Source organism: Cupriavidus necator N-1 (genome assembly GCF_000219215.1).
Classification (GTDB): domain Bacteria; phylum Pseudomonadota; class Gammaproteobacteria; order Burkholderiales; family Burkholderiaceae; genus Cupriavidus; species Cupriavidus necator.
The window spans coordinates 173,349-195,668 of record NC_015726.1 but is presented as its reverse complement, the minus strand read 5'-3'; the positions used below and the strand labels follow the sequence as shown (position 1 = coordinate 195,668).

Genomic DNA, 22,320 nt, shown 5'->3' with positions numbered 1-22,320 from the left:
TCACGGCGCTGCGCGGGAACAGCAGGTGGCCTGGCGGGGCGCGTATCCCCACGAAAGACCAGCTTCTGCCGGGTGCCGTGCTGCTTGTTGGCCATGATGACTGGGTGGGTGGATGGACGAGGCCGGGCCCCGTCAGGCGCTCAGTGCTTGTGTTCGCCGTGGCCGCCGCTCGCGCCGGCGATAGCGGGCACCATGTCGCGCACTTCGGCCGTGACCTTCTGCTCGGTCACCTTGCCGCCCTGCTCGATCTTCAGCGTGATGGGCACGGTGTCACCCTTCTTCAGCTGCGACTTCAGGTCCATCAGCATCACATGGTAGCCGCCCGGCTTCAGCTCGACGTCCTTCATCTTGGGCAGGTCCAGCGACTTGACCTGGCGCATGCGCATCACGTTGCCTTCCATCTTCATTTCGTGCAGCTCGGCCGCGCCCACCGGCGACGATACGCCGACCAGCTTCGCGTCGTCGTGCGCGTGCAGCACCATGAAGGCGCCGGAGGCAGTCTGGGTCGGCACCGTGCCGCGCACCCAGGCGTTGCTGACATCGACCTGGGCCAGCGCGGCGCCGGACGCCAGCGCCGCTGCGAGGGCGACCGATGCGGCCAGCGTGGCCGAGCGGAATTTGGCTTGCATGAAAGGCTCTCCTGAAAGCAGACATTAGACCATGGCGATGCCCGCCCGTGCATGCCCCAGGCAACCCCGCCATGCGACGCACAGCCGGCTAGTCTGGCAGCCCGCCCGGCGCGGCGCCAATGCGGCAAGGTGTCGCACGCACCGGTGCCCCGCGGCCGCATTGATACACTCGCGCCATGACCACCGCCGCAGCCGTGACCCGCTTGCCCGACCTCCCCTTCCTGTCGCCACTGCCGGCGGGCACCTCCGCCCGCCATGGCCAGGTGACGCTGCGCCGGCTGTTCTGGCTGCGCTGGGCACTGCTGGCGGGACAGGCGCTGACCGTGCTGAGCTGCGAGCCCATCGCCGGCATCCGCCTGCCCTACGGGCCGCTGCTGGTGGTGTTCGGCCTGCAGGCGCTGTTCAACCTGCTGACCGGCCTGCGCCTGCGCCAGCACACGCGGCGCAACAGCGCCCCCGGCGAGGCCGAGCTGATGGGCCAGCTGCTGGTGGACCTGACCGCGCTGTCGGCCATCCTGTTCTACACCGGCGGCGCGACCAACCCCTTTGTCTCGTTCTACCTGCCGGGGCTGGCCATTGCCGCCGCCATCCTGCCGTGGCGCCAGGTGATCGCGCTGGCGCTGTACGCGCTCGCCTGCTACACGCTGCTGCTGTTCGAATATGTGCCGCTGGACCTGCACAACCCGGACAACGCGGTGAACTACCACCTGGCCGGCATGTGGCTGAACTTCGTCGCCAGCGCGGTGATGATCGCGCTGTTCGTGGCGCGCCTGTCCGGCGTGCTGCGCCAGCGTGAGGCGCAGCTGAACCTGGCGCGCGAGCAGCTGCTGCGCGAGGCGCGCGTGGAAGACCTGAACGGCCAGGCCGCCGCGGTCGCGCATGAGATCGGCACGCCGCTGGCCACGCTGGCGGTCATCGCCGGCGAGCTGCGTGCCGATGCCTCCGACGCGGGCCGCGGCACCTCCGCAATCAACGGTTACCTGCCCGACCTGCAGACCATGGAACAGCAGCTGGCGCTGTGCCGCACAACGCTCGCGCGCCTGCGCGAAGACCCGGCCACGCTCGCGCCGCAGCGAATCGACGGCTGGCTGCCGGCCTTTGCCGAGCGCTGGCAGCTGCGCCACCCCAACGCCAGCCTGCAGGCCAGTGCCACGCCGGGCGCCGGCGCGCAGGCGGTGGAAACCGCGCGCGTGGGCCAGATCCTGACCATCCTGCTGGACAACGCCGCGCGCAGCCAGCAAACCGCGAGCCGCGGCCAGGAGCCGCTGCAGCTGCAGATCGCCATGGCGCCCGGCAATACCGCGCCGTGGCTGTCGTTCCGCATCGCCGACCACGGCGACGGCATTCCCGAGATGCTGCGCGGCCAACTGGGCGAAACCCCGGTGGCCAGCCAGCACGGCGGCCAGGGCATCGGCCTGTACCTGGCGCAAAGCGCCGCCCGGCAGATGGGCGGCGAACTGGCCTGGCACGACCGCGCCGGCGGCGGCACCGTTGCCGAGCTGCGCCTGCCCGCGCTGTCCACCCTTTCCGCATCCGCCGCCACCGCCGCCATGGCACCACGAATCCCATGACCGACACCCTCCCCCCGGTACCCGAAGCCATCGCACCGGCTGGCACGCCCTTCCTGGTCATCGACGACGACGAAGTCTTTGCCGGCACCCTGGCACGCGCGCTCACGCGACGCGGCTATGCCGTGCAGGTGGCGCACGACAGCCGCACCGCACTGGCGCTGGCATCACGCATCGAGTTTGCCTATGTGACGCTGGACCTGCACCTGGAGCCGCCGCCGGATGCCGGCAGCACCGTGCCCGCCGAATCGGGGCTGCAGCTGGTGTCGCCGCTGCGCCAGGCGTTGCCGGACGCACGCATCCTGATCCTGACCGGCTACGCCAGCATCGCCACCGCGGTGGCGGCGGTCAAGCAAGGCGCGGACGAATACCTGGCCAAGCCGGCCAATGTCGATTCGATCCTGACCGCGCTGATGGCAGGCGTGTCCGAAGACGCGGCGCAGGCCGCGCTGGAAGAACCGGTGCCGCTGTCGGTGGCGCGGCTGGAATGGGAGCATATCCAGCGCGTGCTGGCCGAGCATGACGGCAATATCTCCGCCACGGCACGGGCGCTGAACATGCACCGGCGCACCTTGCAGCGCAAGCTGGGCAAGCGGCCGGTGTCGCGGTAATTGTTACGGCAACAAGCGAAAAGGCCGCGCCTTGCGCGGCCTTTCACATGCCCGATGGCAAGCGCCATCCGGGTTACAGGCGCAGCTGGACATAGTCCCAGTCCAGGCCCTCGGCACGGTCCTGTGGCGTGCTGCCTTGTGCGATGCGCATGGCATCGCCGGCATGGCGGTCCGCCAGCGTGAACAGCGCGCCCGAGTCCAGCGCCAGCGTCGCCGCCGCGGCAGCGGCCGCACCGACCGTGCCCGATTGCGCCGCTTCGGCAGCCGGAATGGCCGGACGCACACACAGGAACGCGGTCGCCGCGGCCAGCGCGGCCAGCAGGCCACCCGTGGTGAGCACAACTCGGCGGGTCTTGTAGTTGACCATCTGATTTCTCCTGCCAGTGAGTTGATGGGGATGCGGTGGCTCCCGCACCGGTCAATCGACCGTCAAGGTGCGCAAGGGTCGCATCGGCCGGCAGGGGTGCGCCAGCGGGCTTACCAATGCTTACGATGGTTACCGGGGTGTGGCAGGTGGAAACGCCTGGACATGAAATACGTCCCGTGCGGGTGACGGGCAGGTGAGGCCTTCGCGCATGGTGGTTTTTGGCTTGGTGCCATTACGGTCGGGTGTCGCGCTTGGCACCAAGCCAAAAATCACGAGCCCCGAATACCCACAAAAAAAAAAAAGGCGCACCATGGTGCGCCCTGCATCGTGTCCCAGCCGCCGGCTTTACAACACGTAACGCGACAGATCCTCGTTGCCAGCCAGATCCCCAAGCCGCTCATCCACATACGCCGCATCGATCGTCACAGTCTCGCCCGACGACCTGGTGGCGTGGAAAGACAGGTCCTCCAGCAGCCGCTCCATCACCGTGTACAGGCGCCGCGCGCCGATGTTCTCGACCTTCTCGTTGACCGAGAAGGCGATCTCGGCCAGCCGGCGGATGCCGTCCGGCGCGAACACCAGGCTGACCTCTTCGGTGCTCAGCAGCGCCTGGTACTGCTTGGTCAGGCTGGCATCGGTCTGCGTCAGGATGGCCTCGAAGTCCTGCACGGACAGAGAATCCAGCTCGACCCGGATCGGGAAGCGGCCCTGCAGCTCGGGAATCAGGTCGCTCGGCTTGGACAGGTGGAATGCACCCGAGGCAATGAACAGGATGTGGTCCGTCTTGATCATGCCGTACTTGGTGCTCACCGTAGTGCCCTCGACCAGCGGCAGCAGGTCGCGCTGCACGCCCTGGCGCGACACCTCGCCGCCGCCGATCTCGCTGCGGCTGGCGATCTTGTCGATCTCGTCCAGGAACACGATGCCGTTCTGCTCGACATTGGCGATGGCCTTGTGCTTGAGCTCCTCGTCATTGACCAGCTTGGCGGCCTCTTCGTCGATCAGCAGCTTGAAAGCCTCCTTGACCTTCATCTTGCGGCGCGCCTTCTTGCCCTGGCCCAGCCCGGCAAACATGGTGCGGATCTGCTCGGTCATGTCTTCCATGCCCGGCGGGCCCATGATGTCCATGCTCGGCATGCCAGCGGAGAGTTCCAGCTCGATTTCCTTGTCGTCGAGCGAGCCTTCGCGCAGCTTCTTGCGGAACACCTGGCGCGTGTTGGAGTCCTTCTCCTCCGGCTGTGAGAAGCCGATATCGCGCGCCGGCGGCAGCAGTACGTCGAGCAGGCGGTCCTCGGCCGCGTCCTCGGCCTTGGTGCGCACCTTCTTCATCTCGGACTCGCGCGTCTGCTTGATCGCCATCTCGGCCAGGTCGCGCACGATGGTGTCGACATCGCGGCCGACGTAGCCCACCTCGGTGAACTTGGTGGCCTCGATCTTGATGAAGGGCGCGTCGGCCAGCTTGGCCAGGCGGCGCGCGATCTCGGTCTTGCCGACGCCGGTCGGGCCGATCATCAGGATGTTCTTGGGCGTGATTTCCTGGCGCAGGGGCTCGGCCACCTGCTGGCGGCGCCAGCGGTTGCGCAGCGCCACCGCCACGGCCTTCTTGGCCTTGTTCTGGCCGATGATGTGCTTGTCGAGTTCGGAAACGATTTCCGACGGGGTCATGGTGTGCGACATGGTATCCGTTCAGTGGGGGCGCGCCGGCCTGCGCGGTGGCCGGCCTGCGCTTATTCCAGCGTCTCGATGACGAAGTTGGTGTTGGTGTAGATGCAGAGCTCGCCGGCGATGGTCAGCGCTTTCTCGACCACGTCCTTGGGCGCCATTTCGGTGTTCTCGACCAGCGCCTTGGCGGCCGACTGCGCATACGCGCCACCCGAGCCGATCGCGGCGATGCCGCCCTCGGGGTCGAGCACGTCGCCGTTGCCGGTAATGACCAGCGTGGTGTCGCGGTCGGCGGTGATTAGCATGGCTTCCAGCCGGCGCAGGGCGCGGTCCGAACGCCAGTCCTTGGCCAGGTCGACCGCGGCGCGGGTCAGGTTGCCCTGGTACTTTTCCAGCTTGGCCTCGAAGCGGTCCAGCAGCGAGAAGGCGTCGGCGGTGCTGCCGGCAAACCCGACCAGGACCTTGCCGTTGTAGATGCGGCGCACCTTGCGCGCGGTGCCCTTCATCACGATATTGCCGAGCGTGACCTGACCATCACCGCCAAGTGCGACCTGATTGCCGCGGCGGACGCTGACGATGGTAGTGCCGTGATACTGTTCCATGGTGGCTTCCGTGAATATGTCAGGACCGTAGTTGGCGACGCCCCTGGCCGGTTTCAAGGCCTGTCGCGTGCTCCGGGAAGCGCCGCCCGATCTGACCCAATATAGGATGCCTGCCGGCAGGCTGCCGGAGGTCCCGCCAGAAAACAAAAAGGGCCATGCGCTGCCGCATGGCCCTTGTCCGGCGACGCGCGGGCCAGGGCCCGCGCGCCTTATGCATCACGCCACCGGATCAGTCGGCATATACGCCGGCCTTCTTGATCACCGGCGTCCACTTGTTGATTTCGGCGGTCAGGTAATTGCGCAGCGAATCCGGCGTGGCGCGCTGCGCCGGCACCGCTTCGGCACCCAGCTCGGCCATCTTGGCGCGGAAGGCCGGGTCGGCCACGGACTTCTGCAGCGCCGCCGACAGCTTGTCGATCACCGGCTTGGGCGTGCCCTTGGGCGCGTACATGGCGTGCCAGACCTTCACTTCCACGCCCGGCATGCCCTGCTCGGCCGCGGTCGGGACATCCTTGAACGCTTCCACGCGGCGTGCCTGCATGGCCGCGTACGGCTTGACCGAGTGGGCCTTGAGATGGCCGGCAAGATTGGTGGTCTGGTCGCACAGCAGGTTGACCTGGCCGCCCAGGATATCGGTCAGTGCCGGCGCAGCGCCCTTGTACGGCACGGTGGTCAGCTCGGTCTGGATCGCGCTCTGGAACAGCAGGCCGCACAGGTGCGAGGCCGAGCCGATGCCGGCATTGGCCAGCGACAGCTTGCCGGCGTTGGCCTTGATGTACGGCAGCAGGTCCTTGAAGGTGTTCGGCGGCAGCGACTTGTTGCCGACCAGGATCATCGGCACGTCGGCGATTTCGCCGATCATCTCGAAGTCCTTGAGCGGATCAAAGCCCAGGTTGCGGTACAGCGCCGGGGCCGTGGCCATGCCGATATGGTGGATCAGCACGGTGTGGCCGTCGTTCTTGGCCTGGGCGACCTTCTTGGCGCCGATGGTGCCGCCGGCGCCGCCCAGGTTCTCGATCACGATGGTCGAGCCCAGGTGCTTGGACATGATCGCGGTCAGTTCACGCGAGACCTTGTCGGTCGGGCCGCCCGCGGAGAACGGCACCACGGCCGAAATCGGCTTGCCGCCCGGGAATTCCTGCGCATACGCGCCCGCCGCCACTCCCATCGCGCTGACTGCCAGCGCACCCGCGACCATCTTTACCACTCGTTTCATGCTTTCTTCTCCTGGTTCCCTTCAATACCCGTCTTGCAATGCGTTGCCGCCGGCCCGGCCCCTGCTTGTGCGGGGGACGCGTCTGGCGCGGTCTCTGTGGCCGCGCTCTTGGACCATGCCGGCTGGCTCCGCTGCCCTGCCGTAAACGGCAAGGGCGGGCCTTGATGTTAGCAACTCCAGACAATACGCAGGTATAGGGGCTAACCCGCCTGCAATCAGCCGCATATGGCGGGAAACGGGGAAGATATGGCAGAGATCGGCTGCAAAGGCAGCCGTTTGTGACACCGGGTGCGGCCTAACGGAAGAAGCTGAGCATTTCCTCAAGCAGCGGCTCGGCGGCCTCTTCCGGGATGTAGTGCCCGCACGGCAGCGCCTGGCCGCTGATGTCGGTGGCCACCTCCTGCCACAGCGCCAGCGGCTCGAAGCAGCGCGCCACCACGCCGTGCTCGCCCCACAGCACGCGCAGCGGCAGCGCCAGTCGGCGCCCGGCCTCGCGGTCGGCGCGGTCGTGCTCCAGGTCGATGGTGGCGGCGGCGCGGTAGTCCTCGCACATGGCATGCACGCGCGCCGGGTCGCGCATCGCCGCGGTGTAGGCCGCCATGGCGTCGGGGGCGAAGGGCGTCAGGCCCGCGTGGCGCAGGCCCATCAGCTTCTCGATGTAGAAATCGGGCTCGGCGTTGATCAGCGTCTCGGGGAACGGCGCCGGCTGGATCAGGAAAAACCAGTGCCAGTAGGCGGCGGCAAAGGCCATGCTGGTGCGCTCGTACATCGCCAGCGTGGGCGCGATGTCCAGCAGCATGGCGCGGCTGACCGCCTCCGGATGGTCCATGCACAGCCGGTGCGCGACGCGGGCACCCCGGTCGTGGCCGCACAGCGCAAAGTGCTCGAAGCCAAATGCCGCCATCAGCGAGACCTGGTCCTGCGCCATGGTGCGCTTGCTGTAGTGCTCGTGGCCGGCATTGCCGGGCGGGGCCGAACTGCTGCCGTAGCCGCGCAGGTCGGTGGCGATCACCGTGAAGTGATCGGCCAGCGCCGGCGCCACCCGGTGCCAGATCAGGTGGCTCTGCGGGTGCCCGTGCAACAGCAGCAGCGGCGGCCCCGAACCGCCGCGCACGCCGGCGATCTCGACCTCCCCGACACGCTGCCGGAAAGTTTCGAAGTTCGGGAACAGCAGCGCGCTGGCGTCATTCAGCATGGGTCGTCTCCGCTCTGGGGCTTATAGGTCGTCCTGTGCCGATCATAGGCGCAAACCGCCCCATCGGCGTGGCTGCGCCGGCTTCGCCATTCGGCCTGCTGACGCAACTGAATTGCATCAACCGGGGGCCTATGGTTAAATCTGCCCATGACCCGTCCCAGTCCGGACCGGCCGGCCGCTGTGCCGGAACCGGCGATCCCCACCCCTGCGTCCCTGGAAGCCGCCCACGAGCGCCTGCGCCAGCTGGGCGCGCGCGTGACCCAGCCGCGGCTGTGCATCCTGGCCTGCCTGATCGGCAGCGATGAGGCGCTGACGCACCAGGCCGTGATCGACCGCCTGCCCGAACCGGGCGAGACCATCGACCGCGTCACCGTCTACCGCGTGCTGGACTGGCTGGTGGAACAGGGCGTGGCGCAGAAGCGTGCCGGCAACGACCGGGTGTTCCGCTTCAGCCTGGTCGAGCACGAGGCCGCGCGCGCGCAGGAGCACCGCCAGCACAGCCATTTCCACTGCACCCGCTGCGACCGCACCTTCTGCCTGGACGATGCCAGCGCACCGGTGCAGCCGGCCGCGCCGCGCGTGCCCAGCGGCTTTGCCATCGAACATGTCGAACTGACCGTGAACGGCGTCTGCGCCGAGTGCGGCAAGCGTGCGCCCGCCTCGCCCGGCGGCGCTTCGCACTGAACGGCAATCTCTCATACCCGGAGAACAACAATGTCCAAACTGACCCCGGTCACGATCCTGACCGGCTTTCTCGGCAGCGGCAAGACCACCCTGCTCAAGCGCATCCTGAACGAGCAACACGGCATGAAGATTGCCGTCATCGAGAACGAGTTCGGCGAAGAGAACATCGACAACGAGATCCTGGTGCAGGACGGCCGCGAGCAGATCGTGCAGATGAGCAACGGCTGCATCTGCTGCACCATCCGCGGCGACCTGGTGCAGGCGCTGTCGACGCTGCTGACGCGCCGCGACGCCGGCGAGATCGGCTTCGACCGCGTGGTGATCGAGACCACCGGCGTGGCCAACCCGGGCCCGGTGGCGCAGACCTTCTTCATGGACGAGGAAATTGCCTCGCGCTACCTGCTCGACGCGGTGATCACGCTGGTCGACGCCAAGCACGCCCACCTGCAGCTGGACAAGCAGGAAGAGGCGCAGCGCCAGGTTGGCTTTGCCGACGCCATCTTCATCACCAAGTCCGACCTGGTGACCGAAGCCGACGTGGCCGAGCTGCGCCACCGCCTGCTGCACATGAACCCGCGCGCGCCGATCCGCCTGGTCAACTTCGGCGAGGCGCCGATCGACACCATCTTCGACCTGCGCGGCTTCAACCTGAACGCCAAGCTGGAGATCGACCCGGAATTCCTGCGCGCCGACGACCATGACCACGATCATGACCATGAGCACGGCGAGCATTGCGGCGACGACTGCGGCCATGATCACGGGCACGACCATGCGCACGGCCATGGCCACGCGCACGACCACCATCACCACCACCACCATACCGACCGCATTGCGTCGTTCGTCTTCCGCAGCGACAAGCCCTTCCACTACGGCAAGCTGGAGGAATTCCTGTCCGGCATCCTGGCCGTGTACGGGGAAAAACTGCTGCGCTACAAGGGCGTACTATATATGGACGGTGTGGACCGCAAAGTGGTGTTCCAGGGGGTCCACCAGCTGATGGGCAGCGACATCGGCGCCAAGTGGGAGGAAGAGACCCCGGGCACGCGCATGGTGTTCATCGGCGTGGACCTGCCCCGCGACGCCATCCTCAAGGGCCTGGAGAACTGCCTGGCCTGAGTGCCCCAGTCGCCCCATCGGCGACGCCCCCCTCCGGACACCGCTGCGCGGCCGCCCCCCGTTCGGGGTACCGGGGAAATACCGAAGCGCCAGCCGGTTTTCCCGGTATCTCGGAGAAATTTGTTCAAGTACAATAGGCCGGATTTGATACCGGTGGCGCACCTTTTTCCCGCTGCCGGCATTTGGTCCATCGGATCTGGTGGACTTGCAGGGCGGCGGTTGTCGTCAGCATGAGGCAGGCCGCCGGCAGGTGCGGTCGCAGTGCTTCGTGCGGAGACCGCCTTTTTTCCGCCTGGGGTGCCCCGACGCGCGCCGTCACTGACTGACGCGAGAGAGAGGTGTCCCCATGACAGCCGCAACGAAGACGAAAGAAAGCCGCAGCAAGACAGGTAGTGCGGCGGCAGAGACGCTCAAGGCGCAGCCTGTGAAGGCCGCGCCCGCTCCCCGCGGCAGTACGGCGAACGCCGAAGCGGGCGCAACGAAGGGAGGCCCGCGAAGCAGCAAGACTGCAGCCAGCCAGAGTGAAACAGCCGTGGCGCGCAAGCGCGCGGACAGCGCACCCGAGCGGACCCAGACGCCGCCGGCCGCATCAACAAGAGAATCAGCAGCAACCATGAGCAGCAACAAACTTCTGACTGAAGCTGAAATCCTGAAGATGAGCGACAAGGATTACATGAACGAAGCGCAGCTCGCCTTCTTCAAGCACCGTCTTGAGCAGCTGCGCGACGAAATCCTGAAGAACGCTGACCAGACCACGGAACACCTGCGCGAGACGGTCATCGTGCCGGATCCGGCCGACCGTGCCACCATCGAGGAAGAGCATGCGCTGGAACTGCGCACGCGCGACCGCGAGCGCAAGCTGCTGAAGAAGGTGGAGCAGTCGCTGCAGCGCATCGAGTCCGGCGACTACGGCTGGTGCGAGGAAACCGGCGAGCCGATCGGCGTGCCGCGCCTCCTGGCCCGTCCCACGGCCACGCTGTCGCTCGAAGCGCAGCAACGCCGCGAACTGCGCCAGAAGCTGTTCGGCGACTGAAGCGCCGCGCACCGGCACGGCCGGTGCGGCAGGCGTAACGTGTCGGCCCGGTTACCCGGGCCGTTTGCTTTGGCGGGGCCGCGTCTGCCTTGTCGTGCCGTCGCCACGGCCTACCATTGAGAATCGTCCGGCTGTTGCCGCCCCGGCCTTTCTGGTAAATTCGCAACCTTGTTGCAACAACGCAGCCAGCACCTGGGCTGCGTAGCCCGTCGTCACTTCCACCACTCCTGCCATGGCTGATCGCCTGCCCGTCACCGTGCTGTCCGGCTTCCCCGGCGCCGGCAAGACCACGCTGCTGAACCACCTGCTCGCGCACAGCGCGAGCAGGCGCATGGCCGTGCTGGTCTGCGGGCCGCAGAACGGGCAGGCGCTGGCGCCGCTGCCGCCCGGCTGCGAGGCCGCGGTGCTGCCCGCGGGCGACGCGCTGCTCGGCGAAGTCGCCCGGCTTGCCGCCGAGGGCCGCTTTGACGCACTGCTGATGGAAGCCGACGGCCTGGACGAGCCGCTCGCGATTGCCGAAGGCTTCCTGTTCGAGGCCGAGCATGGCGCCGGGCCCGACGCGACGGTGCAACCCGACACGCTGGTGACGGTGATCGATGCCGCCACCTTCCTGCGCGACCTCAACGAGGCCGAGTTCCTGGCCGACCGCGGGCTGGCGCAGGCCACGGACGATGACCGGACCGTGGCCGAAGTGCTGGTGGCGCAGGTCGAATGCTGCGACGTGATCGTGCTGAACAAGGCCGACCTCGCCAGCGCGGCTGAACTGGCGCGGCTGCACGCCGTGCTGCAGGCGCTGAACCCGCGTGCCGACATCGTCGAAGCCAGCTTCGGCAAGGTGCCGCCGGAGCGCGTGCAAGGCACCGGCCGCTTCGACTTTGAAGCCGCAGCGGACGCCCCGGGCTGGCTTGCCGCGCTGCGCGGCGAGGCGCTGGCTGCCAACGCCAGCGGCGTCTCCACGCTGGTCTACCGCCGCCGCCGCCCGTTCCACCCGCAACGCTTCGCTGACCTGATCCATACCGAATGGCTGCGCGAGCACGGCAGCGTGCTGCGCTCCAGGGGCCTGTTCTGGCTGGCCAGCCGCATGGATACCGCGGGCGACTGGAACCAGTCCGGCGGCGTCTGCCGCCATGGCGGCGCCGGCGCCTGGTGGGCCGCGCTGGATCCGGCCGAATGGCCGGCCGACAGCGCCGAACGCGCAGAAGTCGAAGCCGACATGCAGGTCGACGGTGCTCCTGCAGCCTTCGGCGACCGCCGCCAGGAACTGGTGCTGACCGGCCTGGACCTGGACCATGCGGCGCTGCAGGCCCGGCTCGACGCCTGCCTGCTGACCGATGCCGAGATGTCCGCGGGCGCACAAGCCTGGGCGGCCTACGAGGATCCGTTCCCCGGCTGGGTCGACGACTTCGACGACGACCACGAGCATGACCATGGCCACGACCATGGCGATAGCCATGGCAACGACTGCGGCTGCGGCGATCCCGACCACCACCACGGCAACCACGCCGGCCATCCGCATGCGCACTGACTGGTTCGCCCGCCTGCGCACGCACGGCCCGGGCCTCTGGTCCGCGCTGTGGCTGGCGCTATGCCTGCTGCTGGCGCAGTACGCCGGGCTGACCCACCGCATCGTGCACGGCGGGCTGCTCGCGCCGTCGGCCACCGTGACAACGGCCGACGCCGCCTCGGCCAACGACCCCGAGCCGCACCCGCTGGCGCAGAAATTCAGCGGCCACTCGTGCGTGCTGTTCGATGGCGCCACGGTTGCCGACACCCTGTGCGGCAAGCTGCCGCTGCCGCAGCTTGCCTTTGGCAAACCGGTCAAGCCGGCCAACCTGGCCTGGCGCTGGCCCGACCTGCCCGCCACCCACCCCTTCCAATCGCGCGCGCCGCCGGCGCCGGCCATCGCCCTCGCCTGATCCGGGACGCGGCCCTCGCCGCGCACCCGGCCTGACCAATTCCGAGCTGAACGCCTGCCCATTGCGGCTGCGCGGCCACGCCCATCGCGGGTGGCCGGCGCCGTGCCGGGCAGCTGCCGTGCCAGCCGGGCCGATTGCCATTGCCTCACTCCGCGCGCCATGTCGAAGAATCGTTACACCGCACCAACCAGCGCACCGCGCCTGACCCCGCTGGCGGCCCTTGCCGCTTCCCTCACCGCCACCATGGCCACCGCTTTCGTCGCGCCCGCCGCGCTGGCACAGGCCGCCACGGCACCTGCCGCCGACAGCGCACCCGCCACGGCCACTGCCACTGCCACCGCACCGGCCGGCGCCACGCTGCGCGAAGTCGTCGTCACCGCCAACCCGCTCGGCAGCGACCTCAATGACATGGTCGCGCCAGTATCGACGCTCGGCGGCGACGCCCTGGCCGTGCGCCAGGGCAGCACGCTGGGCGATACGCTCGACAAGCTGCCCGGGGTCTCGTCCAGCTACTTCGGCCCCAATGCCAGCCGGCCGGTGATCCGCGGCCTGGACGGCGACCGCATCAAGGTGCTGCAGAACGGCGGCACCACGGTCGACGCGTCTACACTGTCCTACGACCACGCAGTGCCGGTGGACCCGCTCGTGGCCGAGCGCATCGAGGTCGTGCGCGGCCCGGCGGCGCTGATGTACGGCGGCAACGCCATCGGCGGCGTGGTCAACGTGATCGACAACCGGATTCCGAAGGAGCCGATCGAAGGCATCGGCGGCGCGGTCGATGCCAGCGCCACCGCGGGCGGCGACCAGGCGCGCAACGCCAGCGCGCTGATCGAGGCCGGCAACGGCAAGTTCGCCGTCCACGCCGACGCCTTCGCGCGCAAGACCAGCGACCTGCACATCCCCGGCTACGCCCGCAGCGACCGCCTGCGCACCACCGATCCGCTGCCCGCAGGCGAGACCGAAGCCTATGGCCGCCTGCCCAACACCAGCGCACAGCAGGAAGGCGGCGCGATGGGCGGCTCCTACACCTGGGCCGACGGCTTCGTCGGCGCCAACTACAGCGCCTACCGCAATGAGTACGGCACGCCCGCCGAGGACGACGTGCGGCTGAAGATGCGGCAGGACCGCTTTGCGCTCGAAGGCGAGGCGCGCAACCTGGCCGGCAACACCGCCGGCTGGCTCGAATCGGTCAAGGGCAAGTTCAGCTACACCGACTACGAGCACAAGGAAATCGAGGGCGGCGAAACCGGCACCATCTTCAAGAACCGGGGCTGGGATGCGCGCCTGGAGGCCAGGCACGCGAAGATCGGCAACATGACGGGCGTGATCGGCACGCAGTTCGGCCATACCGACTTCTCGGCGCTGGGCGAAGAGGCATTCGTGCCGAGCACCAATACGGATAACGCGGCGCTGTTCGTGTTCGAGGAACTGCCGCTGACCGCTTCCGGCGACCTCAAGCTGAACCTGGGCGGGCGCCTGGACCACAGCAGCATCAAGGCCAGCGCCAACGGCAACGACCGCTTTACCGATGCCAACCGCAGCTTCAACGCCACCAGCGCCTCGGCCGGGCTGCTCTACAAGGTCAACCCGCTGTGGTCGCTGACCAGCAACCTGTCGTACACCGAGCGCGCGCCGACCTTCTACGAGCTGTATGCCAACGGCCCCCACGTGGCCACCGGCGCCTGGGAGCTGGGCGACCCCAATGCCAACAAGGAACGGGCCACGTCGATCGACCTGGGCGTGCGCTTCAAGTCCGGGGCGCACAGCGCCGGCGTGTCAGGCTACTACAGCCGCTTTGCCAACTACCTGGCGCTGAACGCCACCGGCCGCACGCGTGACGAGGCGGGCGACGTGATCGCCGCCGGCAGCCCGGGTGCGCTGCCGGAGTTCCAGTACCTGGGTGTGCCGGCCACACTGTACGGCTTCGAGGCCGAAGGCAAGACGCGGCTGCTGCAGAAGATGCTGACCACCAGCGACACGCTGGACTTCGAGGCGCGCGCCGACTATGTGCGCGGCGAGAACCGCGATACCGGCGAACCGCTGCCGCGCCTGGCACCGCTGCGCCTGGGTGGCGCGCTGGTGTATGGCGCGGGCCCGTGGGGCGCGCGCGTGGATGTGACCTACGCCGCAAAGCAGACCCGCGTGCCAACCAACGACACGCCGACCGATGCCTATACGCTGCTGAGCCTGGCGCTGACCTACAAGTTCAAGGTGTCGGGCACGCAGACGCTGGTGTACCTGCGCGGCGACAACCTGACCAACCAGGATGCGCGCAACTCGGCGTCGATCCTGCGTGATATCGCGCCGCTGGCCGGGCGCAGTGTCAAGGTGGGGTTCAGGACGTCGTTCTGAGGACGCGGGCAGGCGTGGTGAATCAATCCCGGTTCACCACCCACTCCCCCTCCACCGCCAGCGCCTTCACCCCCGCCAGCGCGCGCACCGTCTGCGCGCAGATCTCGGCTATCGCCAGCCCCGGCATGAAGCGCTGGCGGATGCGCACCATCAGCGGCGCGGCTTCCATCCATGCCACCAGCGCGTCCTGGGTCATGCGCTGCTGCTCCAGCAGCTTGAACTTCACCAGCACCTTGACCGCATGGCTGGCATTGCGCGCCGGATCGGCGCCCAGGTAGGCCAGGCGCCCCTGGGCGCGTTCGACCGCCGCCGCCACATCGGTGAACATCCGGCCATGGCCCGGGATCACCAGCCGCGCGTCGAGCTGGGCGATGCGTTCCAGCACCGCCGCCTGCTCGGCAAAGCCGCTCTCGCCATCCAGCTCGGGGAAGATCACGCCGAAGCCGTTCTCCCACAGCGCATCGCCGGAAACCAGGATGCGCTCGGCCGGCGCGAACAGCATCACCGCGTGCGGGTCATGGCCGGGGGCGGCCACGACTTGCCAGTCGATGCCGCCCAGGCGCAGCCTGTCGCCATCATTCAGCACGCTGTCGAAGGTGAAGCGGTCGCACTGCTGGCCGGTGGCGTTGTAGCTGAGCGCTTCCGTGTCCCACGCGGCAACGGCTGCGGCCTCGGCCGCGGGGATCGCCGTGCGCGGCTGCCAGCGTGCCTGCAGCGCGGCATTGCCGCCGCAGTGGTCGGAGTGGAGATGGGTATTGATCACGCGTGCAAGCGGCCGGCCCTGCAAGGCAGCCGCCACCAGCGCCACCGTCTGCGGCGCGTGGGTGACGTAGCCGGTATCGACCAGCGCCGTATCGTCGCCCTCCACGAACAGGATATTGTTGGCCGACAGCCAGCCGCGCTCGAACACGCGCATGGTGGCCGGCAAATGCGGGACCGGGCTTTCGTTCAAGGGGATGTCTCCTCGCCTGCCAGCCATGCGGCGCGCTGCGGCAGCTGCGCCCAGATGCGGCGCTTGTCTTCGTCGCCGGCGGACGACCAGCCGGCAATCTCTTCGATGGTGCGCAGGCAGCCCTCGCAATAGCCGCTGGCAGGGTCCATGCGGCAGACGTTGCGGCATGGCGACGGCACCGGCGAGGCTTGCCGCGCGGCGTCGGCCTGCGCGGCCAGTTCCGCGGCCAGCAAGGCAGGCGTGATGGGTGTGGGGGGCGTAGAGGCCATGGCGTTGCGCTCGCTCGGCACTCAGCCCGCCGCGCGCGCGGCCTTGGCCGCCACTTTCTCGTTGAAGCGGCCGGCGTCGATCAGGTGGCGCTCATGCACGCCCTCGGAGATCTTGTCCTCGCCGTCCCAGGCGCTCAGTTGGAAACGCAGGCGGCGCCCGTCCACCGCCACCAGTTCGCCCTTGACCGTCACCGTCATGCCCGGCGGCGTCGGCGCCAGGTGAGAGAAGCTGACCAGCGTGCCGAGCGACTGCTCGCGCGGCCAGTCCAGGTGCTCGCGCAGCATCTGCAGGCAGGCACATTCCATGATGCCGACCATATAGCCGGTGGCCAGCACGTCGGGCATCTCGGGGCAGCCCGGGATATCGTCGTACAGGCGCGGCACGGTGGCCTTGGGCGGCACCGTGTATTGCCAGCTGAAGGTCAGGCCAGGGCGCAGATTGGGACTCATGCCACCGAGCCTGCCGCGACGTCGGCCACTTCAGCGCCCGTCATCTGCTGCAACTGCTGCGGCGTCAGGTTGAAGACCGCATGGGGATGCCCCGCCGCGGCCCACAAGCTGTCGTAGCGGAACAGGTCCTGGTCCAGCAGCATCACCGGCGCCACCGCATGGCCGATCGGGCAGACGCCGCCGATGGCATAGCCGGTCTTCTCGCGCACGAAGCGCGCGTCGGCCTTGCCGAGCGCGCCCACGTGCGCGGCCACCTTGGCCTCGTCGACGCGGTTGCTGCCGCTGGCGATCACCAGCACCGGCGCATCGTCGGCCACGCGCCGGAAGATGATGGACTTGGCGATCTCCGCCACGCTGCAGCCCAGGCCCGCCGCGGCCTCGGCCGAGGTCTTGCCGGTGGCCGGCAGCATCACCACGGGCCGGTCATGGCCAAGCCCGGCCAGCAGGTCCGCCACGCGCTGCGCGGACTCGGGCAGCGCTTCGTCATTCACCGTCATGCGTTCTTCTCCTTGTTCTGTGGCCCGCGCCTGATCCGCACTTACGCGCAGGCGGGCGCCGCATCGCTGGCGGCGGCCCACCTGGTCAGCAAGGCACGGCCCACGCGCGAGCTGTTGGCGCGGCCGATTGCCTGCGAGATATAGTCGCCGGTGCGCACCACCGCTTCCAGGTCGATGCCGGTGTGGATGCCCATGCCGTGCAGCATGTACAGCACGTCCTCGGTCGCCACATTGCCGGTCGCGCCCTTGGCGTACGGGCAGCCGCCCAGCCCCGCCACCGACGCATGGAAGATCGAGATGCCCACTTCCAGGCTGGCCAGGATATTGGACAGCGCCTGCCCGTAGGTATCGTGGAAGTGGCCCGACAGGCGGTCCAGCGCAAACTCCGCGGCCGCGGCGCGCATCACCTCCTGCACGCGCACGGGGGTGCCCACGCCGATGGTGTCGGCAATGTCGATCTCGTCGCAGCCCAGTTCGCGCATGCGCCGCACCACGTCGACCACCGCGTGCACCGGCACCTCGCCCTGGTACGGGCAGCCCAGCGCGCACGAGATGCTGCCGCGCAGGCGCACGCCCTTCTCCTTCGCTGCGGCGGCCACCGGCGCAAAGCGCGCGATCGACTCGGCAATCGAGCAATTGATGTTCTTCTGCGAGAACGCCTCGCTGGCGGCGCCGAAGATCACCACCTCGTCGGCACCGGCCTCGATCGCGCTTTCAAACCCCTTCATGTTCGGCGTCAGCGCCGAATACAGCGTGCCGGGCCGGCGCTGGATGCGCGCCATCACGTCGGCACCGTCGGCCATCTGCGGCACCCACTTGGGCGACACGAACGACGCCGCCTCGATATTGACGAAGCCGGCATCGGTCAGCTGGTTGATCAGCGCGACCTTGACCTCGGTCGGCACCATCGCCTTCTCATTCTGCAGGCCGTCGCGCGGGCCGACTTCAACGATCTTCACGTAGTTCGGCATGGTCATGGCTGTCTCCTGTCTCTAGTTCGTCTTGGTCGGGGCGCTCAGTAGCCCCGCTGCACGTCGACCACGCCCGCGATCGGCTGGCCCGCGCGCAGCGCGCGGATCTTGCCGGCGATCTGCGCGATGCTGTCCTCGCGCAGCGTGAGCGCAGAGATATGCGGCGTGAGGGTGATGCGCGGCTCCTGCCAGAACGGGTGTTCCGCCGGCAACGGCTCGGTGCGGAATACATCGAGCGTGGCACCGGCAACCTGCCCCGACTGCACCGCGGCAAGCAGGTCTTCCTCGGCCAGGTGCTGCCCGCGCGCGACGTTGATCACATATGCGCCCTGCGCGAGGCGCGCGAACAGCCCGGCGTTGAGGATGTTCTCGGTCTGGGGCGTCAGCGGCAGCACATTGACCAGCACGCGCAGGCCATCGAGGAACGGCGCCTGCCCGGCATCGCCATAGAAGCCGCTCACGCCTTCGATGGCGCGCGCGGTGCGGCTCCAGCCACGCACCGGGAAGCCGAAGCCCGCCAGCGTGCGCGCGATATGCGTGCCGAGCGTGCCCACCCCCATCATGCCGATGGTGAAATCCTCGCGGCGATGCGGCTTCAGGAACTTCCAGTTACCGGCGCGCTGCTGGGCCTCGTAGGCGTCCATCTTGCGGAAATAGCGCAGCACGGCGTGGGTGACGTACTCGGCCATCTGCGCGGCCATGCCGGCATCGTCGAGCCGAACGATCGGCACGCCGGCGGGCAAGGCGTCAGGGGCTTCATCGCGCAGGCGCAGGATGCCGTCGACGCCGGCGCCCAGGTTGAACACCGCCTTCAGGTCGGTACGGCCACGCAGCATCTCCACCGGCGGGCGCCAGACCACGGCGTAGTCGGCCGGTTCGCCGCGGCTGTCCTCCCACGTCACACATTGCGCTTCGGGCAGTGCCTCGGCGAAGCCTGCGATCCAGGGGTCGTAGCGGCCGTCGGGGACGTACAACTGCAACTTCATTTTGTCTCCAGGGGATTCTGGTGGGGGTAAAGGCGTATTTTGGCAGAGGAACGGGCGTGGGGTTGGTTGGGGCAACGGTGACCGCGCCCCTGCCACCCCTAGCGCGCATCAAGTCCCCGACTTCCCCTCGAACGCCAGAAGCTGCGCCCCCTCCACAACCTGCTCCCCCACCCCGTAAAGCACCTCACTCACCACCCCATCCACCGGTGCGCTGATGGTGTGCTCCATCTTCATGGCCTCCATCACCAGCAACGGCGTGCCGCGCGTGACGGTGCTGCCAGCCTCGACCATCACGGCAATGACCTTCCCGGGCATCGGCGCAGTGAGCTTGCCGCCCTCGCTTTCGGTCTCGCCGGCATGGGCCAGCGGATCGAGCCAGGCCAGGCTCACATGCCGCCCGGCATAGAAGACGTGGAAGGTCTCGTCATCGGCATGCACCTGCCCGTGCGCGCGCCGGGTGCCGAGGTTGATGCGGATATCGTCGGCCTGGCAAGTGCAGGCAAAGGGCGCCGCCTGGTCCGCATAGATCAGCGTGCTGCCGCGCTCATTGGTGCTCAGCGTCACCTCCAGCACCTGCTCGCCATAGCCGAAGCGCAGCGCGCGCGACACGCCGCCGTTCAGCCGCCACGTGCCGCCATGGGTCCACGGCGAATGCTGGTCGGCGGCGTCGATGCGGCGCTCGCGGGCCTCGCGGTCGAACAGCGCCGCCACCGCCAGCGCGATGACTTCCAGGCCGACCGGCGCCGGCGGCGGGAACAAGATCTTCTCGTTGCGCTCGATCAGGCCGGTGTCGAGATCGGCGGTGCGGAACGCCTGGGACGACACCAGCCGCTGCAGGAAAGCCACGTTGGTCGACAGCCCAACCACGTGGTAGGCCGCCAGCGCCTGGCGCATGCGCGCCAGCGCCTCGTCGCGGTCCTTGCCCCAGACGATCAGCTTGGCGATCATCGGGTCGTAGAACGGGCTGATGGTGTCGCCCTCACGCACGCCGGCATCGATGCGGATACCCGCCGGGCCGTGTGCATCCTCACCGCGCATGAACTGCACCGCCGGCGGCGTGCGCAGGAAGCGCAGCGTGCCGGTGGACGGCAGGAACTGCTTGTCGGGGTTCTCGGCGTAGATACGCGCTTCCAGCGCATGGCCGTCGATGCGCAGCTGGTCCTGCGTGAGCGGCAGCGCCTCACCGGCGGCGACGCGCAGCTGCCATTCGACTAGGTCCTGCCCGGTGATCATTTCGGTGACGGGGTGCTCCACCTGCAGGCGCGTGTTCATCTCCATGAAGTAGAACGAGCCGTCCTGGTTGGCGATGAACTCGACCGTGCCGGCGCCGACATAGCCGACCGCCTTGGCCGCGGCCACCGCCGCTTCGCCCATGGCACGGCGGCGCTCCTCGGTCATGCCCGGCGCGGGGGCTTCTTCCAGCACCTTCTGGTGGCGGCGCTGCACCGAGCAGTCGCGCTCGAACAGGTAGACGCAGTTGCCGTGGGTATCGGCAAACACCTGGATCTCGATATGGCGGGGGCGCGTCAGGTACTTCTCCACCAGCACCTTGTCATCGCCAAAGCTGGCGCTGGCCTCGCGCTTGACCGAGGCCAGCGCGGCCTCGAAGCCATCGCCCGACTCGACCACGCGCATGCCCTTGCCGCCGCCGCCAGCGCTGGCCTTGAGCAGCACCGGGTAGCCGATGCGGTCGGCCTCGCGGCGCAGCAGCGCCGGACCCTGGTCCTCCCCGTGGTAGCCGGGCACCAGCGGCACCGCGGCCTTCTCCATCAATTGCTTGGCCGCGCTCTTGCTGCCCATCGCGTGGATGGCGGACGCCGGCGGGCCGATGAAGACCAGCCCCGCCGCGGCGCAGGCCTCGGCAAAGGCTTCATTCTCGGACAGGAAGCCGTAGCCCGGGTGGATGGCCTGGGCGCCGGTCTCCTTCGCCATCTCGATGATGTGGTCGGCGCGCAGGTAGCTGTCGCGCGCGGCCGAGCCGCCGATATGCACGGCCTCGTCGCAGAAGGCGACGTGGCGCGCGTCGGCGTCGGCATCCGAATACACCGCAACGGTGCGGATGCCTAGCCGGCGGCAGGTGGCGGCCACGCGGCAGGCGATTTCACCGCGGTTGGCGATCAGGATCTTGTTGAACATGGCTCCTCCTAGTTTTTCGACAGGACGGCGAGCCAGCTGACTACCGGTGGGCTTCCTTACCTCATCATCCCGCGTAGCCCTCTGCGCGGATGTCGAGGCGAGCCAGCAGGGCGCGATCGCGGTCGGCCTGCGGGTTGCCGGTGGTCAGCAGCTTTTCGCCGTAAAAAATGGAATTGGCGCCGGCCATGAAGCACAGCGCCTGCAACGCTTCGTCCATGGCCTCGCGGCCGGCGGACAGGCGCACCATGGCGCGCGGCATGGTGATGCGCGCCACGGCAATGGTGCGGACGAACTCGAACGGGTCCAGCGCCTCGGTGCCCGCCAGCGGCGTGCCCTCGACCTGGACCAGGTTGTTGATGGGCACCGACTCCGGATACGGGTCCATATTGGCCAGCTGCGCGATCAGTCCGGCGCGCGCTTCGCGCGCCTCGCCCATGCCCACGATGCCGCCGCAGCAGACATTGATGCCGGCGTCGCGCACATGGCCGATGGTGTCGAGCCGGTCCTGGTAGGTGCGCGTGGTGATGATCTTGCCGTAGAACTCCGGCGAGGTATCCAGGTTGTGGTTGTAGTAGTCCAGCCCCGCGTCCTTGAGCTGCTGCGCCTGCTCGGCCTTGAGCATGCCCAGCGTGACGCAGGTCTCCAGGCCCATCGCCTTCACTTCGCGCACCATGTCCATCACCGGCTCCAGGTGGCGGTCCTTCGGGCTGCGCCAGGCGGCGCCCATGCAGAAGCGGGTGGCACCATTGGCCTTGGCCGCGCGCGCGGCGTCCAGCACCTCGTCCAGCGCCATCAGCTTTTCGGCCTTCACGCCGGCATCGTGGTGCGCGCTCTGCGGGCAGTAGCCGCAATCCTCTTCGCAACCGCCGGTCTTGATCGACAGCAGCGTGGACAGCTGCACGGTATTGGCGTCGAAGTGCTCGCGGTGCACTTGCTGGGCGCGGAACAACAGGTCGTTGAACGGCAGCGCGAACAGCGCGGCAACGTCATCGACGCGCCACGCGGCGTCATCGGGCAGAGCGTGCGAGCGCGCGCTCTGGCGCAGGGAATCGACGGAAACGGTAGTAACGGTGGTAGCGGTGTGAGCTTGAGTCATGATCGATGCGAA

The 22,320-nt window shown here is 68.4% G+C and carries 22 protein-coding genes; 8 read left to right on the top strand and 14 right to left on the bottom strand.

Translation table 11 applies throughout. The features are described 5' to 3' along the window. Positions 1–140: 140 nt before the first annotated feature. Positions 141–629 (bottom strand): copper chaperone PCu(A)C, encoded by a 489-nt coding sequence (locus CNE_RS00975; RefSeq protein WP_013955287.1) that lies wholly within the window; start codon positions 627–629, stop codon positions 141–143. A 176-nt stretch (positions 630–805) separates the two neighbouring features. Here CNE_RS00975 and CNE_RS00970 point away from each other — a divergent pair, with 176 nt between their 5' ends. Together CNE_RS00970 and CNE_RS00965 are read left to right on the top strand one after the other, a co-directional pair. After that, on the top strand, positions 806–2,200 hold the full coding sequence (locus CNE_RS00970; protein ID WP_013955286.1) for an ATP-binding protein: 1,395 nt from the start codon (positions 806–808) through the stop codon (positions 2,198–2,200). Then, a complete protein-coding gene (locus CNE_RS00965; protein WP_013955285.1) occupies positions 2,197–2,808 on the top strand; it encodes a response regulator transcription factor in 612 nt (203 codons plus the stop codon). Before CNE_RS00970 ends, CNE_RS00965 begins: the two co-directional genes overlap by 4 nt. 73 nt (positions 2,809–2,881) lie before the next feature. On the opposite strand, the gene CNE_RS00960 is transcribed toward CNE_RS00965, so the two are convergent. From CNE_RS00960 to CNE_RS00935, 5 genes are all read right to left on the bottom strand, one after another. Then, positions 2,882–3,175 carry a hypothetical protein gene (locus CNE_RS00960; protein WP_013955284.1) on the bottom strand — a complete coding sequence of 98 codons (294 nt, stop codon included), beginning with the start codon at positions 3,173–3,175 and terminating at the stop codon, positions 2,882–2,884. 345 nt (positions 3,176–3,520) lie between these two features. Further along, the gene (hslU, locus tag CNE_RS00955) at positions 3,521–4,852 is read right to left on the bottom strand and encodes an ATP-dependent protease ATPase subunit HslU (RefSeq protein WP_013955283.1); all 1,332 of its coding nucleotides are present in this window, start codon (positions 4,850–4,852) and stop codon (positions 3,521–3,523) included. Between the two features lie 50 nt (positions 4,853–4,902). Then, entirely contained in the window at positions 4,903–5,439 is a 537-nt protein-coding gene (hslV, locus tag CNE_RS00950; RefSeq protein ID WP_010813287.1) for an ATP-dependent protease subunit HslV, read from the bottom strand. Between the two features lie 229 nt (positions 5,440–5,668). Next, a complete protein-coding gene (locus tag CNE_RS00945; RefSeq protein ID WP_013955282.1) occupies positions 5,669–6,655 on the bottom strand; it encodes a tripartite tricarboxylate transporter substrate-binding protein in 987 nt (328 codons plus the stop codon). Between the two features lie 295 nt (positions 6,656–6,950). Beyond that, on the bottom strand, positions 6,951–7,850 hold the full coding sequence (locus CNE_RS00935) for an alpha/beta fold hydrolase (RefSeq protein ID WP_013955281.1): 900 nt from the start codon (positions 7,848–7,850) through the stop codon (positions 6,951–6,953). Positions 7,851–7,997: 147 nt separating this feature from the next. On the opposite strand from CNE_RS00935, the gene CNE_RS00930 reads away from it, so the two are divergent. From CNE_RS00930 to CNE_RS00905, 6 genes are all read left to right on the top strand, one after another. After that, positions 7,998–8,534, top strand: a complete 537-nt coding sequence (locus CNE_RS00930; protein ID WP_013955280.1) for a Fur family transcriptional regulator — start codon at positions 7,998–8,000, stop codon at positions 8,532–8,534. Between the two features lie 30 nt (positions 8,535–8,564). Next, positions 8,565–9,650, top strand: coding sequence for a CobW family GTP-binding protein (locus CNE_RS00925; protein WP_013955279.1), 1,086 nt, complete (start codon positions 8,565–8,567; stop codon positions 9,648–9,650). A gap of 613 nt (positions 9,651–10,263) precedes the next feature. Further along, complete coding sequence (gene dksA, locus CNE_RS00920; protein ID WP_010813282.1) at positions 10,264–10,683, top strand: RNA polymerase-binding protein DksA; 420 nt, start codon at positions 10,264–10,266, stop codon at positions 10,681–10,683. 232 nt (positions 10,684–10,915) lie between these two features. Further along, positions 10,916–12,208 carry a GTP-binding protein gene (locus CNE_RS00915; RefSeq protein ID WP_013955277.1) on the top strand — a complete coding sequence of 431 codons (1,293 nt, stop codon included), beginning with the start codon at positions 10,916–10,918 and terminating at the stop codon, positions 12,206–12,208. Then, positions 12,135–12,599, top strand: coding sequence for a hypothetical protein (locus CNE_RS00910; protein ID WP_404997184.1), 465 nt, complete (start codon positions 12,135–12,137; stop codon positions 12,597–12,599). The genes CNE_RS00915 and CNE_RS00910 overlap by 74 nt, the downstream gene beginning before the upstream one ends. Before the next feature lie 159 nt (positions 12,600–12,758). Beyond that, positions 12,759–14,951: a TonB-dependent receptor gene (locus CNE_RS00905; protein ID WP_013955275.1), complete on the top strand. Its 2,193-nt coding sequence runs from the start codon at positions 12,759–12,761 to the stop codon at positions 14,949–14,951. 22 nt (positions 14,952–14,973) lie between these two features. Here CNE_RS00905 and CNE_RS00900 read toward each other — a convergent pair whose 3' ends face one another. From CNE_RS00900 to bioB, 8 genes are all read right to left on the bottom strand, one after another. Next, positions 14,974–15,930 carry an MBL fold metallo-hydrolase gene (locus CNE_RS00900; RefSeq protein WP_013955274.1) on the bottom strand — a complete coding sequence of 319 codons (957 nt, stop codon included), beginning with the start codon at positions 15,928–15,930 and terminating at the stop codon, positions 14,974–14,976. Beyond that, positions 15,900–16,172, bottom strand: coding sequence for a DUF1289 domain-containing protein (locus CNE_RS00895; RefSeq protein ID WP_085959674.1), 273 nt, complete (start codon positions 16,170–16,172; stop codon positions 15,900–15,902). The genes CNE_RS00900 and CNE_RS00895 overlap by 31 nt, the downstream gene beginning before the upstream one ends. Positions 16,173–16,193: 21 nt before the next feature. Then, complete coding sequence (locus CNE_RS00890; protein WP_013955273.1) at positions 16,194–16,622, bottom strand: thioesterase family protein; 429 nt, start codon at positions 16,620–16,622, stop codon at positions 16,194–16,196. Continuing rightward, positions 16,619–17,119: a YbaK/EbsC family protein gene (locus tag CNE_RS00885; protein ID WP_013955272.1), complete on the bottom strand. Its 501-nt coding sequence runs from the start codon at positions 17,117–17,119 to the stop codon at positions 16,619–16,621. The genes CNE_RS00890 and CNE_RS00885 overlap by 4 nt, the downstream gene beginning before the upstream one ends. A gap of 41 nt (positions 17,120–17,160) precedes the next feature. After that, the gene (locus CNE_RS00880; protein WP_013955271.1) at positions 17,161–18,096 is read right to left on the bottom strand and encodes a hydroxymethylglutaryl-CoA lyase; all 936 of its coding nucleotides are present in this window, start codon (positions 18,094–18,096) and stop codon (positions 17,161–17,163) included. A 38-nt stretch (positions 18,097–18,134) separates the two neighbouring features. Continuing rightward, complete coding sequence (locus CNE_RS00875) at positions 18,135–19,076, bottom strand: 2-hydroxyacid dehydrogenase (protein WP_013955270.1); 942 nt, start codon at positions 19,074–19,076, stop codon at positions 18,135–18,137. 108 nt (positions 19,077–19,184) lie between these two features. Continuing rightward, positions 19,185–21,212 (bottom strand): acetyl/propionyl/methylcrotonyl-CoA carboxylase subunit alpha, encoded by a 2,028-nt coding sequence (locus CNE_RS00870; protein WP_013955269.1) that lies wholly within the window; start codon positions 21,210–21,212, stop codon positions 19,185–19,187. A gap of 64 nt (positions 21,213–21,276) precedes the next feature. Then, positions 21,277–22,308: a biotin synthase BioB gene (gene bioB / locus CNE_RS00865; protein WP_013955268.1), complete on the bottom strand. Its 1,032-nt coding sequence runs from the start codon at positions 22,306–22,308 to the stop codon at positions 21,277–21,279. Positions 22,309–22,320: the final 12 nt, after the last annotated feature.

What these genes read in the sequence shown, in the direction of transcription:
- CNE_RS00900 (WP_013955274.1), bottom strand. Translation starts at nt 15,930, where the DNA reads ATGGCTGGCAGGCGAGGAGACATCCCCTTGAACGAAAGCCCGGTCCCG.
- CNE_RS00930 (WP_013955280.1), top strand. Translation starts at nt 7,998, where the DNA reads ATGACCCGTCCCAGTCCGGACCGGCCGGCCGCTGTGCCGGAACCGGCG.
- CNE_RS00915 (WP_013955277.1), top strand. Translation starts at nt 10,916, where the DNA reads ATGGCTGATCGCCTGCCCGTCACCGTGCTGTCCGGCTTCCCCGGCGCC.
- CNE_RS00885 (WP_013955272.1), bottom strand. Translation starts at nt 17,119, where the DNA reads ATGACGGTGAATGACGAAGCGCTGCCCGAGTCCGCGCAGCGCGTGGCG.
- hslU (WP_013955283.1), bottom strand. Translation starts at nt 4,852, where the DNA reads ATGTCGCACACCATGACCCCGTCGGAAATCGTTTCCGAACTCGACAAG.
- dksA (WP_010813282.1), top strand. Translation starts at nt 10,264, where the DNA reads ATGAGCAGCAACAAACTTCTGACTGAAGCTGAAATCCTGAAGATGAGC.
- CNE_RS00870 (WP_013955269.1), bottom strand. Translation starts at nt 21,212, where the DNA reads ATGTTCAACAAGATCCTGATCGCCAACCGCGGTGAAATCGCCTGCCGC.
- CNE_RS00925 (WP_013955279.1), top strand. Translation starts at nt 8,565, where the DNA reads ATGTCCAAACTGACCCCGGTCACGATCCTGACCGGCTTTCTCGGCAGC.
- CNE_RS00945 (WP_013955282.1), bottom strand. Translation starts at nt 6,655, where the DNA reads ATGAAACGAGTGGTAAAGATGGTCGCGGGTGCGCTGGCAGTCAGCGCG.
- CNE_RS00960 (WP_013955284.1), bottom strand. Translation starts at nt 3,175, where the DNA reads ATGGTCAACTACAAGACCCGCCGAGTTGTGCTCACCACGGGTGGCCTG.
- CNE_RS00965 (WP_013955285.1), top strand. Translation starts at nt 2,197, where the DNA reads ATGACCGACACCCTCCCCCCGGTACCCGAAGCCATCGCACCGGCTGGC.
- CNE_RS00935 (WP_013955281.1), bottom strand. Translation starts at nt 7,850, where the DNA reads ATGCTGAATGACGCCAGCGCGCTGCTGTTCCCGAACTTCGAAACTTTC.
- CNE_RS00890 (WP_013955273.1), bottom strand. Translation starts at nt 16,622, where the DNA reads ATGAGTCCCAATCTGCGCCCTGGCCTGACCTTCAGCTGGCAATACACG.
- CNE_RS00905 (WP_013955275.1), top strand. Translation starts at nt 12,759, where the DNA reads ATGTCGAAGAATCGTTACACCGCACCAACCAGCGCACCGCGCCTGACC.
- hslV (WP_010813287.1), bottom strand. Translation starts at nt 5,439, where the DNA reads ATGGAACAGTATCACGGCACTACCATCGTCAGCGTCCGCCGCGGCAAT.
- bioB (WP_013955268.1), bottom strand. Translation starts at nt 22,308, where the DNA reads ATGACTCAAGCTCACACCGCTACCACCGTTACTACCGTTTCCGTCGAT.
- CNE_RS00875 (WP_013955270.1), bottom strand. Translation starts at nt 19,076, where the DNA reads ATGAAGTTGCAGTTGTACGTCCCCGACGGCCGCTACGACCCCTGGATC.
- CNE_RS00910 (WP_404997184.1), top strand. Translation starts at nt 12,135, where the DNA reads ATGGCAACGACTGCGGCTGCGGCGATCCCGACCACCACCACGGCAACC.
- CNE_RS00895 (WP_085959674.1), bottom strand. Translation starts at nt 16,172, where the DNA reads ATGGCCTCTACGCCCCCCACACCCATCACGCCTGCCTTGCTGGCCGCG.
- CNE_RS00975 (WP_013955287.1), bottom strand. Translation starts at nt 629, where the DNA reads ATGCAAGCCAAATTCCGCTCGGCCACGCTGGCCGCATCGGTCGCCCTC.
- CNE_RS00880 (WP_013955271.1), bottom strand. Translation starts at nt 18,096, where the DNA reads ATGACCATGCCGAACTACGTGAAGATCGTTGAAGTCGGCCCGCGCGAC.
- CNE_RS00970 (WP_013955286.1), top strand. Translation starts at nt 806, where the DNA reads ATGACCACCGCCGCAGCCGTGACCCGCTTGCCCGACCTCCCCTTCCTG.